The sequence below is a fragment of the Streptomyces sp. MA5143a genome, assembly GCF_900290235.1.
Classification (GTDB): Bacteria; Actinomycetota; Actinomycetes; order Streptomycetales; family Streptomycetaceae; genus Streptomyces.
Genome location: NZ_OLMK01000007.1, coordinates 104,879 through 120,954, shown reverse-complemented (window position 1 = coordinate 120,954; position 16,076 = coordinate 104,879). Strand labels below are relative to the sequence as shown.

The 16,076-nt window shown below is 73.8% G+C and carries 12 protein-coding genes; 5 read left to right on the top strand and 7 right to left on the bottom strand.

Going from position 1 to position 16,076, the window contains the following annotated elements:
• Window positions 1-290 precede the first annotated feature (290 nt).
• The 3 genes from SMA5143A_RS02225 to SMA5143A_RS02215 are packed head-to-tail and all read right to left on the bottom strand — an operon-like array spanning window position 291 to window position 4,176.
• On the bottom strand, window positions 291-2,678 hold the full coding sequence (locus SMA5143A_RS02225; RefSeq protein WP_107461115.1) for a xanthine dehydrogenase family protein molybdopterin-binding subunit: 2,388 nt from the start codon (window positions 2,676-2,678) through the stop codon (window positions 291-293).
• A 2-nt stretch (window positions 2,679-2,680) separates the two neighbouring features.
• A complete protein-coding gene (locus tag SMA5143A_RS02220; protein WP_107461114.1) occupies window positions 2,681-3,286 on the bottom strand; it encodes a (2Fe-2S)-binding protein in 606 nt (201 codons plus the stop codon).
• Entirely contained in the window at window positions 3,286-4,176 is an 891-nt protein-coding gene (locus SMA5143A_RS02215) for an FAD binding domain-containing protein (RefSeq protein WP_107461143.1), read from the bottom strand. Before SMA5143A_RS02215 ends, SMA5143A_RS02220 begins: the two co-directional genes overlap by 1 nt.
• A gap of 399 nt (window positions 4,177-4,575) precedes the next feature.
• Here SMA5143A_RS02215 and SMA5143A_RS02210 point away from each other — a divergent pair, with 399 nt between their 5' ends.
• On the top strand, window positions 4,576-6,288 hold the full coding sequence (locus SMA5143A_RS02210) for a PucR family transcriptional regulator (protein ID WP_107461113.1): 1,713 nt from the start codon (window positions 4,576-4,578) through the stop codon (window positions 6,286-6,288).
• A gap of 187 nt (window positions 6,289-6,475) precedes the next feature.
• Window positions 6,476-7,249 (top strand): hypothetical protein, encoded by a 774-nt coding sequence (locus SMA5143A_RS02205; RefSeq protein WP_107461142.1) that lies wholly within the window; start codon window positions 6,476-6,478, stop codon window positions 7,247-7,249.
• A 107-nt stretch (window positions 7,250-7,356) separates the two neighbouring features.
• Here the strand turns inward: SMA5143A_RS02205 and SMA5143A_RS02200 are convergent, their stop codons facing one another.
• A complete protein-coding gene (locus tag SMA5143A_RS02200) occupies window positions 7,357-8,364 on the bottom strand; it encodes a GntR family transcriptional regulator (RefSeq protein WP_258193227.1) in 1,008 nt (335 codons plus the stop codon).
• A gap of 279 nt (window positions 8,365-8,643) precedes the next feature.
• On the opposite strand from SMA5143A_RS02200, the gene SMA5143A_RS02195 reads away from it, so the two are divergent.
• Window positions 8,644-9,462: a (2Fe-2S)-binding protein gene (locus SMA5143A_RS02195; RefSeq protein ID WP_107461112.1), complete on the top strand. Its 819-nt coding sequence runs from the start codon at window positions 8,644-8,646 to the stop codon at window positions 9,460-9,462.
• 326 nt (window positions 9,463-9,788) lie between these two features.
• Window positions 9,789-10,850: a DUF2637 domain-containing protein gene (locus SMA5143A_RS02190; RefSeq protein WP_107461111.1), complete on the top strand. Its 1,062-nt coding sequence runs from the start codon at window positions 9,789-9,791 to the stop codon at window positions 10,848-10,850.
• 77 nt (window positions 10,851-10,927) lie between these two features.
• Here the strand turns inward: SMA5143A_RS02190 and SMA5143A_RS02185 are convergent, their stop codons facing one another.
• Both SMA5143A_RS02185 and SMA5143A_RS02180 read right to left on the bottom strand, forming a co-directional pair.
• Window positions 10,928-11,410 carry an ATP-binding protein gene (locus SMA5143A_RS02185; protein WP_107461110.1) on the bottom strand — a complete coding sequence of 161 codons (483 nt, stop codon included), beginning with the start codon at window positions 11,408-11,410 and terminating at the stop codon, window positions 10,928-10,930.
• A gap of 543 nt (window positions 11,411-11,953) precedes the next feature.
• Window positions 11,954-13,411, bottom strand: a complete 1,458-nt coding sequence (locus SMA5143A_RS02180) for a protein phosphatase 2C domain-containing protein (RefSeq protein WP_258193230.1) — start codon at window positions 13,409-13,411, stop codon at window positions 11,954-11,956.
• Window positions 13,412-14,979: 1,568 nt separating this feature from the next.
• Between SMA5143A_RS02180 and SMA5143A_RS02175 the strand changes: the two genes are divergently transcribed.
• Window positions 14,980-15,462: a DUF456 domain-containing protein gene (locus SMA5143A_RS02175; protein WP_107461109.1), complete on the top strand. Its 483-nt coding sequence runs from the start codon at window positions 14,980-14,982 to the stop codon at window positions 15,460-15,462.
• A gap of 51 nt (window positions 15,463-15,513) precedes the next feature.
• Here the strand turns inward: SMA5143A_RS02175 and SMA5143A_RS02170 are convergent, their stop codons facing one another.
• Complete coding sequence (locus tag SMA5143A_RS02170) at window positions 15,514-16,056, bottom strand: methylated-DNA--[protein]-cysteine S-methyltransferase (protein ID WP_258193226.1); 543 nt, start codon at window positions 16,054-16,056, stop codon at window positions 15,514-15,516.
• Window positions 16,057-16,076 lie beyond the last annotated feature (20 nt).

Genomic DNA, 16,076 nt, shown 5'->3' with positions numbered 1-16,076 from the left:
GGACAGCGGAGTTGCGGTCACGGGATTTGGGAAGGTGCCCGACCCGGGGGACGGCCCGAGACGAACGGGGGTACTTCTGTCAGGCTCGGGGTGCGGGTGGGTGGGGGCTGGTCGCGCAGTTCCCCGCGCCCCTGGGCGGCATGGGTCGCGCCCGGCGCTTTCAAGGGCCGCAGGCCCTTGAGGGGCGCGGGGAACTGCGCGAGCAACCCCAGACCACCCGAGGTCGCCGAACAACCCGCACCCCCGAGCTCGTACGCGGCCGAACCGGACTCCTCCGCGGCCGAACCGGACTACGCCGTACCCGTCAGGTGTTCTGGGCGTACCGGCGTGCGGTTCAGTTCCAGGCCCGTCGCCGCCCGGATCGCCGCGAGGACGGCCGGGGTGGACGACAGGGTGGGGGCCTCGCCGATGCCGCGCAGCCCGTACGGCGCGTGGTCGTCGGCGAGTTCGAGCACATCGACGGGGATGGTCGGCGTGTCGAGGATCGTGGGGATGAGGTAGTCCGTGAAGGACGGGTTGCGGACCTTCGCCGTCTTCGGGTCGACGATGATCTCCTCCATGACGGCGATGCCGAGGCCCTGTGTCGTGCCTCCCTGGATCTGGCCGAGCACGGACAGCGGGTTGAGGGCCTTGCCGACGTCCTGGGCGCAGGCGAGTTCGACGACCTTCACCATGCCCAGCTCGGTGTCGACCTCGACGACGGCGCGGTGCGCGGCGAAGGAGTACTGGACGTGGCCGAAGCCCTGCCCGGTGCGCGGGTCGAAGGGTTCGGTCGGCCGGTGCCGCCACTGCTCCTCGATCTCGACGGCCTCGTCGCCGAGGACGTCCACCAGGTCGGCGAGCACCTCACCGGCGTCGGTGACGACCTTGCCGCCCTCCAGGAGGAGTTCGGCGGTGGCCCACGCGGGGTGGTACGTGCCGAACTTGCGGCGGCCCAGCTCCAGGACCTTCTCCCGGACCAGTTCGCAGGCGTTCTTCACGGCGCCGCCGGTGACGTACGTCTGGCGGGACGCGGACGTCGAACCGGCCGAACCGACCTGGGTGTCGGCCGGGTTGATGGTGACCTGGGTGACGCCCAGTTCGGTGCGGGCGATCTGCGCGTGGACGGTGATGCCGCCCTGGCCGACCTCCGCCATGGCCGTGTGGACCGTCGCGACCGGTTCGCCTCCGACGACCTCCATGCGCACCCGGGCCGTGGAGTAGTCGTCGAAGCCCTCGGAGAAGCCGACGTTCTTGATGCCGACGGCGTAGCCGACGCCGCGGACGACGCCCTCGCCGTGGGTGGTGTTGGACAGGCCGCCCGGCAGTTCCCGTACGTCCGCCGCCTCGCCCGCCGCGAGCCACTGCTGCTCGGGGGGCATGGGCATCGCCTTGACGCGGCGCAGGAGTTCGGCGACCGGGGCCGGGGAGTCGACGACCTGTCCGGTCGGCAGGGCGGTGCCCTGGGACATGGCGTTGAGGCGGCGGAACTCCACGGGGTCCATGCCGAGCTTCGCGGCCAGCTTGTCCATCTGGGCCTCGTACGCGAAGCAGGCCTGGACCGCGCCGAAGCCGCGCATCGCGCCGCACGGCGGGTTGTTGGTGTAGAGGGCGATGGCCTCGATGTCGACGTCGTCGATGACGTACGGGCCCGCGCCGAGGGAGGAGGCGTTGCCGACGACGGCCGGGGAGGCGGAGGCGTAGGCGCCGCCGTCGAGGACGATGCGGGCCTTGAGGTGGGTGAGTTTGCCGTCCTTGGTGGCCCCGTGCTCGTAGTGGAGCTTCGCGGGGTGGCGGTGGACGTGGCCGAAGAACGACTCGAAGCGGTTATAGACGATCTTGACGGGCTTGCCGGTGCGCAGGGCCAGCAGGCAGGCGTGGATCTGCATCGACAGGTCCTCGCGCCCGCCGAAGGCGCCGCCGACCCCGGCGAGCGTCATACGGACCTTGTCCTCGGGCAGGCCGAGCACGGGGGCGATCTGGCGCAGGTCGGAGTGGAGCCACTGGGTGGCGACGTAGAGGTCGACGCCGCCGTCCTCGGCGGGGACGGCGAGCCCGGACTCGGGGCCGAGGAACGCCTGGTCCTGCATGCCGAAGACGTACTCGCCCTCGACGATGACGTCCGCGCGTTCGCGGGCCTTCGCGACGTCGCCGCGGACGATGGGCTGGCGGTGGACGATGTTCGGGTGGGGGACGTGTCCGATGTGGTGGTCGGTGCGGTTCTCGTGGACGAGGATCGCGTCCGGCGCGGTCGCGGAGGCCTCGCCGGTGATGACGGGCAGTTCGCGGTACTCGACCTTGATCTTGGCGGCGGCGCGGCGCGCGGTCTCCGGGTGGTCGGCGGCGACGATCGCGACGGGCTCGCCGTGGTGGCGGACCTTGCCGTGGGCGAGGACCGGGGTGTCCCGGATCTCCAGGCCGTAGTTCCGCACGTCGGTCGGCAGGTCGTCGTACGTCATCACGGCGTACACGCCGGGGGTGGCGAGGGCCTCGCCGGTGTCGATGGAGACGATCTCGGCGTGGGCGACCGTGGAGCGCAGGATCTGGCCCCAGAGCATGTCCTCGTGCCACATGTCGGAGGAGTAGGCGAACTCTCCGGTGACCTTGAGGGTGCCGTCGGGGCGGAGGGTGGACTCGCCGATGCCGCCCTTGGTGCGGGAGCCCTGGGTGATGTTGGTGGGCAGGCCGGTGGTTCCCATGATCAGACCCCTTCGGACTGCCGGGCGGCCGCGAGGCGGACCGCGTCCATGATCTTCTCGTAGCCGGTGCAGCGGCACAGGTTGCCCGAGAGGGCCTCGCGGATGTCCGCGTCGGTCGGGTTGGGGTGGCGCTCCAGCATCTCGTCGGCGGCGACGAGCAGTCCGGGGGTGCAGAAGCCGCACTGGACGGCGCCGGCGTCGATGAACGCCTGCTGGACCGGGGAGAGTTCGGTGCCCTCGCCGGTCTGGGAGTCGGCGCCCCGGGCGGCCCAGTGCCGGGCCTCGTCGAGCGGGGTGCCGGCCGCGGTGTCCGCGGTGCCGCACGCGCCGGAGGCGCAACCGGCGTGCTCGGCGCGCTGCTTGGCGTAGTCGGCGAGGCCCTCGACGGTGACGACCTCGCGGCCCTCCACCTGCCCGGCGGCGACCAGGCACGCGCACACCGGGACGCCGTCCAGGCGGACGGTGCACGAACCGCACTCGCCCTGTTCGCAGGCGTTCTTGGAGCCGGGGAGCCCGAGGCGTTCCCTCAGGACGTACAGCAGGGACTCGCCCTCCCACACGTCGTCGGCCTCCTGCGGACGTCCGTTGACCGTGAAATTGACGCGCATCACGCCACTCCCTCCGTGCGGGCGGCGTTGCCGCGGTACGACTCCCAGGTCCACATGAGCGTGCGGCGGGCCATGACGCCGACGGCGTGCCGGCGGTAGCTCGCGGTGCCGCGGACGTCGTCGATGGGGTTGCAGGCGGCGGAGCACAGCTCGGCGAACTGCTTGGCGACCGACGGGGTGATGATCCTGCCGTTGTCCCAGAAGCCGCCCTCGTCGAGCGCCGCGTTCAGGAACTCCTCGGCGGCCCTGGCCCGGACGGGGGTCGGCGCGGCCGAGCCGATGCCGGTGCGGACGGTGCGCGTCGCGGGGTGCAGGGCCAGTCCGAAGGCGCACACGGCGATGACCATGGCGTTGCGGGTGCCGACCTTGGAGTACTGCTGCGGTCCGTCCGCCTTGTCGATGTGGACGGCGCGGATCAGCTCGTCGGGGGCGAGCGCGTTGCGCTTGACGCCGGTGTAGAAGTCGTCGATCGGGATGAGCCGGGAACCCCGTACGGATTCGACCTCGACCCGGGCGCCCGCTGCGAGGAGGGCCGGGTGGGCGTCGCCGGCCGGGGAGGCGGTGCCGAGGTTGCCGCCGACGCCGCCGCGGTTGCGGATCTGCGGGGAGGCCACCGTGTGCGAGGCCAGGGCGAGGCCGGGCAGCTCGGGCCGGAGGTGCTCCATGATCCGGGTGTAGGGGACGGAAGCGCCCAGGCGAACCGTCTCCTCGCCGACCTCCCACTCATAGAGGTCGCCGACCCGGTTCAGATCCAGCAGGTACTCGGGCCGACGGTGGTCGAAGTTGATCTCGACCATCACATCGGTGCCGCCGGCGATCGGCACAGCGGTGGGGTGCTCGGCCTTCGCGGCGAGCGCCTCCTCCCAGCTGGCGGGGCGAAGGAAGTCCATCTGACCGGCTCTCTTCTTCGTCTCAGTCGTCTCGGAGTGGTTCCGTTTGAGCCAGATCGTGTGCGGCGGGCCCGGCTCGTTCATGTGCTGTTCATGAGGGGTCGTCGCCAGTACACAGCGCTCTCCTCCGCCCCGGTCAGTCACGGAAACCATGAAGGAGTTGCCTGGCCAGGGGGCGTATCTTGTAGATTCGTATGAACGGAGGCCATCAGCAACCTCCTCGTTTTGCTCTGGAAACACACAGCACACACCCGGAGCCGGGCGGGTCGGTTTTCGAAAGTCCCAGGCCACGCCCCGGACGTGTCCCGGCCTTCCGTAACCACCCTCCTCCGGAAGCCACCGGGGCGCCCCCCGGGCGAACCGACCATAGATTTCGAGACAGGAACGGCGGCGACGAGAATGCGCCTGCGCGCACTGCTGGACACCGACGCGCTGGGTCTGCGGCTGCTCGGCGGCGAGGACGAGCTGAATCGCACCGTGCGGGGTGTGATGACCACCGACCTGCGGGACCCCAGCCGCTACCTCTCCGGCGGCGAGCTGGTGCTCACGGGTCTCGCCTGGCGCCGTGACGCCACCGACTCCGAGCCCTTCGTACGGATCCTCGTCGGCGCCGGTGTCACCGCCCTGGCGGCGGGTGAGGCCGAGCTGGGCGACGTCCCCGAGGATCTCGTCGTGGCCTGCGCCCGGCACCGGCTGCCGCTGCTGGCGGTCAACGAGTCGGTGGCCTTCGCGACGATCACCGAGCACGTCGTGCGGCAGGTCTCCGGCGAACGCGCCGGGGACCTGGCGGCCGTGGTGGACCGCCACCGCCGGATGATGACGTCCGGCCCGGCGGGCGGCGGCCCGGACGTCGTCCTCGATCTGCTCGGCTCCGACCTGGACCTGCGGGCGTGGGTCCTCTCCCCCACCGGCCGTCTCATCGCGGGCCCCAAGGTCGGGGGGCCCGCTCTGCCCGCCGAGCTGTGCGCGCGGCTGGCCGGCGAACACCTGGCGGCGGCGCGCACCGGGCGGCGCGGGCCGTACCGGGTGGGCGTGGGCACGACCACGTACTCCCTGTTCCCCATCGGCGGCGCGGGCCGTTCCGGGAACACCGCCCGTGATGTGCGCGAGACGGTGCTGTCCGACTGGCTGCTCGCCGTCGAGGCCGACGCCGGGGACTGGCCCGCCGAGCGGCTCGACCTGCTGCACGGCGTCACCCAGCTGATCGCCGTCGAGCGGGACCGCCGCGACGCGGCCCGCACGGTACGGCGCCGGCTCGCCCAGGAGGTCCTGGAACTGGTGCAGGCGGGTTCGGCACCCGCCGAGATCGCGGCCCGGCTGCGGGTCGCCGCGCCGGTGCTCCTGCCCGGCCTCGGGGCGGCCCCGCACTGGCAGGTCGTCGTGGCGCGGGTCGAGTGGGAGGAGCAGGGCCCCGCGGCCGACACCGGCGGCGGCCGGCGGGCGGGCGGGATCGACGGGGGGCCGGTGGCGCAGGCGCTGCTGGAGGAGATCCTCGTGGACCCCCTGGCGACCGGCCCCGAGCAGTCGGACCGGATCGCCGTCGCCCACACGGGTGATGAGGCCATCGCGCTCGTCCCCCTGCCCGCCGTCTCCACGGAGCACGACGGCTCCGAGTCCGGCATCCACGCCGACACCCTCCTCGCCGCCGTACGGGACCCGCTGTCGGCCGGCCTCGACGGCGACGGGCGGCTCACCCTCGGTGTCAGCGCGTCCGTGCACTCGGCGGAGGGCCTGCGGGGCGCCCTGGAGGAGGCCCGGCACGCCCGCCGGGTGGCGGCGGCCCGCCCCGGCCGGGTCTGCGCGGCCGGCCACCAGGAGCTGGCCTCCCACGTCCTGCTGCTGCCCTTCGTCCCCGACGACGTCCGCCGCGCCTTCACCGCCCGGCTCCTGGACCCGTTGCGCGACTACGACCGCCGCCACCGCGCCGAGCTGATCCCCACCCTGGAGGCGTTCCTGGAGTGCGACGGCTCCTGGACCCGCTGCGCGGCCCGCCTCCACCTGCACGTCAACACGCTGCGTTACCGGGTGGGCCGTATCGAGCAGTTGACGAGCCGGGACCTGTCCCGGCTGGAGGACAAGCTGGACTTCTTCCTGGCGCTGCGGATGAGTTAGCGCCCACGGGCGGCGAGTTGGCGCCGACGGCGCGAGGGCCCGGGGGTGGTGGACGAAGATCGATGTGCGCCCCTCCGCACCCCATGACTTTGTGAATTCTTTCACCCACCCTCTTGGCCAGCCCGGCCATTCGTGCTGAGATGCGGCCACCAACTCAAAGCTCAACGGTGTGCTCGGGGAGGGCAACGTGGCGCATACCGCCATGTCTGGTAACGGAACGACCGCCGGCGACGATCCACTCCAGACCGCGGTATGGCGCCTGCGTTCACGAGCCTGCTGGGTGGACGCGGCCGCCCTCATCGACCCCGTCACCCCACAGGCCGCGCTGCAGCGCACCGCGCTCCTCGTCGAACGCTGCCTCTACACCGAGCAGGGCTGGGAGGAGGCCGAGGACGCGCTGCGCACGGCCGAGGCGCAGGCCCGGACCGACGACGAGCGGGGCGCGGCGGCCTGTGAGCGCGGCCAGTTGGCGTACGCGGCCACGCTGCTCGGGGTCCGCGACCGCTCGGACGAGGCGCGGGCCGCGCTGGGCCGGGCCGCCGCCCTGATCGCGCCGGGAGCGCCCGGCCGGGCGCTGCTCGACTTCCGCCGGGGCCTCCTCGCGGAGAACCTCGCCCACGCCCCGCAGGCCGCCCGCGCCGCCTACCGCCGGGCCCACGCCGGCGCCACCGCGCACGACAACCTGCTGCTCCAGTCGTTCACCTGGCGCCATCTGGCGGGACTCGCCCTGCGTGAGGGCGAGTTGGCCGAGGCGCGCCACGGCTTCGCCGAATCCCTGCGCATCCGCGAGGAGTTGGGCTACCTCGTGGGTACGGCGCCCGCGCTCGCCTCGCTCGCCGACACCGAGCCCGAACCGGAGGCGTCCCGCCTCCGCGAGGAGGCCCGCCGCCTCTTCCGCCTCCTGGGCGGCGTACCGACCTGGCTCTCCCGGCAGCTGGCCCCACCGGCGGCCACGGCGTGAGGGCGGGGAAACGACACCGGACGCCGCCCTGCTTCTAGGGGCGCGGGGAACTGCGCGACCAGCCACAGACTGCGGGCACCCGGCGAACGACCCGCACCCCTACGGCGCTAGACCGCCCCACCGAAGTGGTTCCCCATGAGGCACTCCACGGCCTCGAGATCCCCCGCGGCCAGCGCGTCCAGCAGCGCGATGTGCTCCGCCGCGTCGGCCATCAGCTCCAACCGCGAAGCGGCCGACCCGGCGGTCAGCGGCAGCTGACTCCGGCGGTGCAGGTCGTCCGCGATCTGTACCAACTGCTCGTTGCCTGCCAGCGACAGCATCCCCCGGTGGAAGGCCCGGTCCGCCTCCCCGTACGTCGCCCGGCACCCGGCGGACGCCGCCCGCGCCGTCTCCTCGGCCAGCGGCCTGAGCCCGGCCCAGCTGTCGGCCGGCAGCGTCCGCGCGAGCCGTAGGATCACCGGCACCTGGAGCAGCGCCCGCACCTCCGCCAGCTCGGCCAGCTCACGGGCGCCGCGCCGCACGACGCGGAAGCCCCGGTTGGGGACGACCTCGACGGCGCCCTCGATCGCCAGTTGCTGCATCGCCTCGCGGACCGGGGTCGCCGAGACCCCGAACTGCTCGCCGAGCGCGGGCGCCGAGTACACCTCGCCGGGCGTCAGCTCACCCGCGGCGAGCGCGGCCCGCAGGGCGTCGAGGATCTGACCGCGTACGGAGGCCCGCTGCACGACGGTGCGCCCCGGCGGGCGCAACCCGTCGGAGCCTGCCTCGTCCCCGACCCCGCCACTGCGGGGAAGGGGGATCGGCGTCTCACTGTGGGTGTGCTCACCACGGGCGGCGTCGGCAGGCGGCACGGCGCCACGACGGCCCGCGTCGGCCGACGGCCCGGCATCGCGGCGACCCGCCTCACCGGTCGGCGCGGCATCACCGCGGGGGGCATCACGGCGGCCGGCGTCACGTCGACTGACGCTCCCGGCGGCGTCCGCGGTGAGGCCCCGCTCCCGGTCGACGTCCGTCACTCCCGGCTGCGCGGGCACTCGGTAGGCCGTGGCCGGACGGGCGGCGTCCGGCGCACTCGCGGCAGGGGCCTGGCGCGAACGCGGTCCGGCCTGGTCCACAGGTCCTCCTCCGAGCCGAGTCATGGGTCCACGGGTGTGTCGGGTGGGTCGAGCGGTGCGGCCGGCCGGTACGGCCACCGGCACCCGGGGGCGGTTGGTCACTACTGGGGTTGTTACCGGTCGTTAAGCACCATAGGCGCACATGCCCTCAGTTCAAACCCGGACTACCCAGAGCGAGCCTCGGGTAAGGTAAGCCTTACTTGGTAGCGATGGTGAAACGGCGGTCCCCGCACGCCCCTCTGCGCACCGGCACCGGTCCCCACTCCGCGCACGTCACCCATGACGGCCGCCTACGCGCGGCTGACCGAGGTCCTGCCCGTGATGAGCGTGACAGAACTCTCCCTCGTGGATCCATTGCCCGAAGGTGAGGGATGGGTCCGCGCCGCCGGGCTCGCGGCGGGCGGCGCGGAACTGGACGCGTTCCTAGCGTGGGACGAGGACCAGATCCTCCGGGACCACGGACGGGAGGGGCGCCCGGACGTGGTGGCGGCCTTCGGCCTGCACCGCTACTCCTGGCACGCGTGCCTCCTCTTCACCGTCCCCTGGTTCCTGGAGCGCCGGGTGCCGCGCTTCCCGGCGAAGCACGTGGCGTTCCAGCGGGAGCGGAGCCGGCTGGCGGTCCGCGGGGAAACGTTCAGCTGCCTGCCCGGCGATCCGGCCGCCACCGCGCCCGGCGCCCGTGTGGTCCCGGACGAGGAGGCGCTGCGGGCCGAGGTGCGCGCCGCCTTCGCCGAGCACATAGAACCGGTCCTCGGCGGCTTCGGGCCGCGGATGCGGCGACGCGGCCGTGCCCTGTGGGGCATGGCGACCGACGAGGTCGTGGAGGGCGTCTGGTACATCGCCGAACTGCTCGGCCCCGACGAGCGGGAGCGGTGCCGGCGCGAGCTGGAGCTGCTGCTGCCGGGCGCGACCCGGCCGTACGTGGGCGCCGCGGGCTTTCGCGAGCTGGCCGGGCCCGGCGGTGAGCCGCTGTCGACGCGGGAGCGGGCGAGCTGCTGCATGTACTACACACTGGCACCCGAGGACACCTGCGCCACCTGCCCGCGCACCTGCGAGGCCGAACGGATCGCCAAGCTCACGGCGCCCGCGGCAGCCTGACGGGCCGTCTCCCACGGCGCGACCAGGACCCCCCGGCGATCGCCGGGGGCATGTGCCGTAAGATCCACTCCGGGTGGGACCCTTGTTGGGTTACAGGTGGTTCACAAATTCCTCACTCATCACGGGAACTTTCCGTGGAACCACTCGAACGGGTAATCTCACTCGCACTCAACTCCCGTCCCTCGCGCGGCAGTTCGAGCAGAATGCCGCCTGGCGTCACTCATTGCACTTCCTTGGCGGCCTCTTGCCCCGAAATCCCCTGAGGGCCGCGAGGATTGGGTCACTATGGCGGGCGTTACGCCCTATCCCAATGCAAGGGACCCCTGATGAGATTGACCGACATATCGCTGAACTGGCTGCTTCCGGGCGCCGTACTGCTCCTGGGCATGCTGGCGGCGGTGGCGGTGCTCGCGCGCGGCAAGCGCTCCGGGGAGCACGCTAAGACCGAGGATTCCTGGGAACGCAGTGAGGAGCGCCGCCGGCGCAAGGAAGCGTTGTACGGCACTGCTTCCTACATTCTTCTCTTCTGCTGTGCCGCCGTCGCCGCGGCGCTCTCCTTCCGGGGCCTGGTCGGGTTCGGTGAACAGAACCTGGGCCTCACCAATGGGTGGCAGTACCTGGTTCCGTTCGGCCTGGACGGCGCCGCCATGTTCTGCTCGGTGCTCGCGGTCCGCGAGGCCAGCCACGGTGACGCGGCTCTCGGCTCCCGCATACTCGTGTGGACGTTCGCGGGTGCCGCCGCCTGGTTCAACTGGGTGCACGCGCCCCGTGGTCTCGGCCACGACGGCGCCCCGCAGTTCTTCGCCGGCATGTCCCTGTCCGCCGCGGTGCTGTTCGACCGCGCGCTGAAGCAGACCCGCCGTGCGGCGCTGCGCGAGCAGGGCCTGGTCCCGCGTCCGCTGCCGCAGATCCGGGTGGTCCGCTGGCTGCGGGCTCCGCGTGAGACGTACAAGGCCTGGTCGCTGATGCTCCTGGAGGGTGTGCGCAGCCTGGACGAGGCCGTGGACGAGGTGCGCGAGGACAAGCGCATCAAGGAGGAGAACCGCGCGCGCAAGCGGGAGCACGAGCGTCTGGAGCGCGCCCACCTCAAGGCCATCAGCCGGGGCCACCGGGGTCTGCCCGGCCGTGGCGGCGGTGGCGGTGGCGGTGGTGGCCAGCGTCAGGTGGACACCACGGTGGAGCGCGTCCCGGCACAGGCGGTCTCGGAGCCTGCCATATCGGCGCCGGAGCCCCTGCCCGTGCGTACGCGTCCCTCCCTCCAGCCCGTGCGCAACGGCTCTGACAAGTCGATCACCGTGGATCTCACCGCGGAGGACGACACGATGGCCCTGCCTCGGCTGGACTCCCTGGAGCGGAAGCTCAAGGACCTTGAGCAGCAGTTCGGCTGAGTCCGGACCACACCATCGGACAGGGGCGCGGCATCAGCCGCGCCCCTGTCCGTTTGCCCGTGTCCAGTCGCTTGTGCCTAGGTGAGGCCGCCGTCGAGGTCGAACCAGACCGACTTGCCCACCCCGTGCGCCCGTACCCCCCAGGAGTCGGCGAGGGACTGCACGAGGAGGAGACCGCGGCCATGGGTGCTGTCGTCGGTCTGCGACATCCTCGGTCTGGGCCTGCGGGCCACGAAGTCCCGTACCTCCACATGGAGTCCGCGGGGCGAGACCGTGGCGGTCAGCACCGCGTCGTCGTCGGTGTGGATCAGTGCGTTGGTGACCAGCTCGCTGGTGAGCAGTTCCGCTATCTCCGATCTCCCCGGCCGCCCCCACTGCCGTAGCAGCTCCCGCAGGGCCTTGCGGGACTCGGGCACCGCCCGGAGATCCGCCCGCCCGAGTCTGCGCCTGAGCTGACCGGCACCGGGCTGCGCCGGCACTTCGTCGGTCTCTTCCTCCACCGTTTCCGCCGAGGACGCCCCGATCGCCACGGGACCGCCTCCTCGTGCCTGCCTCTTCATGACCCCCGCCCACACGCCGATGACCGATTCCCCTCCTGCCCGAACACGCACACGGGGATCCTTGCCCGGCCCGGATCGCGGCACTCATGTCGAATCGTCAACGACCCTCCGTACGCCTTCAAACGCACAGGGTCAAGCCAGCCATCGGCGCCGGAAGACAGCGCTTCCCGCCCCGGAAAACCCCCTCACACGCCGACGAACCCGACGGCGCGACCTCGACGGGGCGGCCGGTACCCGACCCCGCGGTCTCGGCCAACCCCCCATGTGGGACTGGGGTTCCGGCCGTGTCGCGACGGCACGGGACGGACGGACGAGCCTCGTACCAGGGGCGGGCGCGGACCGCTCGACGACGATGATGTTCATTGGCTGAAATCAAGCGCTGGTACAGGCCAACCGGGCGGCCGGTACGACGGCTTGACAGCGGCCACCGGGCGGGGGACCGTGCGCGTCGCCCCCTCCGTCTACCCCGGTCCGCCCGGTTCACCCGGCTGACCTGGCCACCTCTCGCCCGCCCCCATGACCCGGGCGGGTACCCGCGGAGGGTCACGCCTCCCAGACGGCCGCCGCGGTGCGGTCGTCCGCGTAGCCCTTGACCCGGACCTGGGTGTCGGCGAGGTAGGAGGCGAGACCGGGCGGCTCCTCGGTACGCCAGCGCGCCGCGAGGTGGTCGGCGAGCTGCTCCTCCCCGCGCAGGGGATCGGCGAGCCCGGGGGTGCACAGCAGCAGGACGTCGCCCTCGCGCGCCACGGAGGCACGGAACCGGAAGGGTTCCCGGGGCGGCGCGGGGGCGGGTTCGTACGGGCTCGGCGGCGTCGTGATGCCGAGGTCCATGGTGAGCCGGTCGCCCTCGGGGGTCTCGTGCGGCAGCGAGCCGAACCCGACCACCGGCGCCCCGGCGGCCTCGGCGACCCGCGGCTCTATGTCCTGCCACTCCCCGCCCCGCAGCCGGAACAGTCCGCCCGGTCCGACCCCGAAGAACACCCGGGTGCGGCACCGGGGGTCGGCCGGGAGCAGCAGACAGCGCAGGCTCGCGGTGTACTCCTCCGGGTCGAGCCCCTGTTCGACCGCGCTCGCGCGGAGTCTGCCGAGGCTGCGGTCGGTGAGCCGGTGCAGTCCCGACTTCAGGTCGCCGCGCCGGGCGGCCCTGATGTCCTCCACGAGGCGGGCGTGGCTGCGCCCGATCGCCTGCCCGATCCACCGGCACGCCTCGGCGGCCGCCCGGTGCGCGCCCGGGGTCGCCCGGACGCCGGTCGCCATCGCCACCAGCACCAGGGCGTGCTCGCCCCCACCGAACCGGGCGGTCAGCAGTGAGTCCCGGCGCGGTTCGCCGCGGTAGCGCGAGGAGTCCCCGCGCAGGGAGACGGCACGCAACGTACAAGCGCCGTAGCGCGCGCCGTCCAGCACCGTGTCCGCCACCAGGTCACCGAGATCGTCAGGGTCGGCCGGTGGCAGCGCGGTCGGCTCGGGGTCGTATGTGGGCGGCCCGGACCCCACGTGGTCCACATGCACCGGCTGACTGCCGGTGGCCAGCCTCACCTCCTGCGCCTGGAGGGTGCGCGGGTCCACGTCCGCGCCGGGCCGCGCGTCGGAGGGCTCGGGGACGGCGGGACCGGAGGGCACGGCGGTACCCGCCGAGGCACCGAGAACCGGAGGTGAGGAAGGGGGCACCACTGCCGGGGGGCCGTCCGGGGAGGGGGTACCGGGTGGGGTGGGGGCCGACGGAGGGGCGGCGGGAGGCTGAGTGGAGGGGACGGCGCCGGTGGGCGGAGGCGGTGGCGGAGGCGGTGGCGGTGGGACGTCGCCGGTCGGTGCGGGGTGGGCCGGGGCGGGCGGCACGGGGGTGGGAGTGGAGGGCGGGGGTGGCACGGCATGGGCCGCAGGGGGCGGGGCGGCGCCGGTGGGCGGAGGTGTGGCGGGGGGCGACCAGGGGGTGGAGCCCAGCGGGCCCGTTCCGGAGCGGGTCGGCCCGGCCGGGCGCGCCCAGGGCCCCGGAGGCCACAGCGAGCCGGACGGCCGCGACCGCCTCGACGACGGGGCGGCGGAACCGGGGCGGGCGTCCGGCCGGGGCGGCGAGCCCGCGCCACTGCCGGGAGCCGCCTCCCCGGACGGCCGCGCACCCGACGAAGCCGAACGGAACCCGGGCGGCTTGGGCCCGGGTGGAAAGACCCCGGGCTCCGGCGCGTCGGCGGACGGGGGCTCCCCGACGGACGGCGGCCGCTCGCCGCCCGACGGCGGGGCGGACGGAAGCGGTGCAGCGGACGACGGCGGGGCGGACGGGGGCCGTGCAGCGGACGGGGGCTGGCCGCCGGCTGAAGGCTGATCGCCGGACGGGGGCTGACCACCGACTCGGGGCTCCCCGGCGGACGGGGGCCGTGCAGCGGACGGGGGCTGGCCGTCGGCTGAAGGCTGATCGCCGGACGGGGGCTGACCGCCGACTCGGGGCTGCTCGGCGGACTGCGCCCACTCGCCGCCCGACGGCGGGGCGGACGGAGGCGGTGCAGCGGACGACGGCGGGGCGGGCGGAAGCGGTGCAGCGGACGACTGCGGGGCGGACGGGGGCCGTGCAGCGGACGGGGGCTGGCCGTCGGCTGAGGGCTGCTGAGCGACGGGGGGCTGCTCGGCGGACGGGGGCCGGTCCGTCGGGGGCGGCTGGGAGGGCGGGGCGGCGTCGGGCGGTGAGGACGCGTTGGGCGTCGGCTCCCATGGGGGCGGCTGGGGGTGCAGGCCACTGCGGCGCAGGGCCTCGGTGGCGGAGTCGGCGGCCGGGGGCGTGGGAGGCGGCTCGGGAGCCGGGGCGGGGGCGGGTGCCCGGTGGTCGGGGGAACCCTGGGGCGGGACCCTGTCCGCAAGGGGACCGGTGGCCGAGGGGCCCGACGGGACCGCCGAGCCTCCGGGGGCGGAGCTGCTGCCGGCGCCGGTGCTTCTCGCACCCGTACCGCTCGGTCCGTCCCGTCCGGCCCGTCCGGCCCGTCCGTCCCGTCCGTCCGGTTCGGCTCCCCGGGGTCGCTGCGCGCTCGGCGGGCCGGTCACGCTCGTCCCGTTCGACGGTGTCGTCGGCCGATTCGCGACCGTGTTCGCCGCCGAGGCGAACCGGTCGTCGAGGGAATCGGCCGCGACCGAGGGGCCCGTGTCCCCACTGGCGTCGTCGTACAACTGCCGCCACCAGTCGTCCTCATGACCGGTCGGCCTCTCCCCCTGCTGGCTCATGCCCCTAATTGTCCACCTCAACAGCCGTATGAAAACGGGGCATCCGGAAAATCAGCCCGCAGAGCCGATGACCGCACGGCGTGTCGGACTACACGTCGAACTCCGGTGCGAAGCAAGGGAGTCGAGAGGCCGGAGGATCCTCCGGGGGTGTGTGTTGTCCCGTACCTGGGGCGGTGGTACGGGGACGTCCGCCGTGTCCGCGCGGAGCCGTGCGTTCCCGTGGAGCGGGAAGAGGACCGCCGGGTCAGGGTCTGCGTACGCCGGGAAATCCGGCCGGCGGGGAGGGGCGAAGGCGGCTGCGGCAGCCACCGGGGCGGCCGCCCTGACCTGCGTCTTCTCGCGCGGTCCGGCACCCTGGGCAGATGGGAGTGTGGGAACTCCTGCTGGTCGGCGTGGTCGTGCTGCTCGGCCTGTGCGGAGTGCTGGTGCCCGGCGTACCGGGATCCCTCCTGGTGTGGGCCGGGGTCATGTGGTGGGCGCTGGAGGAGCCCCGCCCGGTCGCCTGGTGGGTCCTGGTCGGCTCCACGGCTGTCCTGCTGCTGGCCCGGGCGGCCCGCTGGATGCTGCCGCCCCGGCGCCTGGAGCTGAGCGGCGCCTCCCCCCGGATGGCGGTGTACGCCGGTGTCGGGGCGCTCCTGGGCTTCGTGCTCGTCCCGGTGGTCGGCGCGATCCCCGGGTTCGTCGGCGGCATCTACCTGTCCGAGCGGCTCCGGCTCGGCCGGCACCGCGAGGCGGCGGCGGCCGTGCGCACGGCGATGCGGTCGGGCGGCTCCAGCGTGCTGGCGGAACTCTTCGCCTGCCTGCTCGTCGCGGGGGCGTGGGTCGGAGCGGTGCTCGGCCGCTGAGCGGCGCCCCGCCCGGCCCACCACGGCCATCGGGCCGAGCCCCCACGACCGTCAAGCCGTGTCCGCCGCCGGGGTCACCCCGCCGTCCCGTCCGGTGGCCCCGAGCACTCCCTCCAGGCCGAGCAGCAGACGCTTGCGGTCGAGGCCGCCGGCGTAGCCCGTGAGGGAGCCGTCCGCGCCGATCACCCGGTGGCAGGGGCGGAGGATGAGCAGCGGGTTGGCGCCGATCGCGCCGCCGACGGCCCGGACGGCGGCCCTGGGCGCGCCGATACGGGCGGCGATGGCGCCGTACGTGGTGGTCGCGCCGTACGGCACGTCGTCGAGGGCGGCCCAGACCCGCTGCCGGAACTCCGTTCCCTCGGCGCGCGACTCCAGCCGGAACTCCTTCAGCTCCCCGGCGAAGTAGGCGGCGAGCTGTTCCGCGGCCTCGCGGAAGGGCGCCGGGTCGTGGCGCCAGTCCGCGAGCGGCACCCGGCCGCCCTTCTGCTCCGGCACGGAGAGGGAGGTGAGCACGCCGGACGCGTCGGCGGTCAGGAGGAGGGGGCCGACGGGACTGTCGACGGTGGTGCAGTAGGTCCGCTGTCCGGCGCTCACGGCTGAACTCCTTGGTGCCA

What these genes read in the sequence shown, in the direction of transcription:
- SMA5143A_RS02190 (WP_107461111.1), top strand. Translation starts at nt 9,789, where the DNA reads ATGAGATTGACCGACATATCGCTGAACTGGCTGCTTCCGGGCGCCGTA.
- SMA5143A_RS02175 (WP_107461109.1), top strand. Translation starts at nt 14,980, where the DNA reads ATGGGAGTGTGGGAACTCCTGCTGGTCGGCGTGGTCGTGCTGCTCGGC.
- SMA5143A_RS02195 (WP_107461112.1), top strand. Translation starts at nt 8,644, where the DNA reads ATGACGGCCGCCTACGCGCGGCTGACCGAGGTCCTGCCCGTGATGAGC.
- SMA5143A_RS02215 (WP_107461143.1), bottom strand. Translation starts at nt 4,176, where the DNA reads ATGGACTTCCTTCGCCCCGCCAGCTGGGAGGAGGCGCTCGCCGCGAAG.
- SMA5143A_RS02210 (WP_107461113.1), top strand. Translation starts at nt 4,576, where the DNA reads ATGCGCCTGCGCGCACTGCTGGACACCGACGCGCTGGGTCTGCGGCTG.
- SMA5143A_RS02225 (WP_107461115.1), bottom strand. Translation starts at nt 2,678, where the DNA reads ATGGGAACCACCGGCCTGCCCACCAACATCACCCAGGGCTCCCGCACC.
- SMA5143A_RS02185 (WP_107461110.1), bottom strand. Translation starts at nt 11,410, where the DNA reads ATGAAGAGGCAGGCACGAGGAGGCGGTCCCGTGGCGATCGGGGCGTCC.
- SMA5143A_RS02220 (WP_107461114.1), bottom strand. Translation starts at nt 3,286, where the DNA reads ATGCGCGTCAATTTCACGGTCAACGGACGTCCGCAGGAGGCCGACGAC.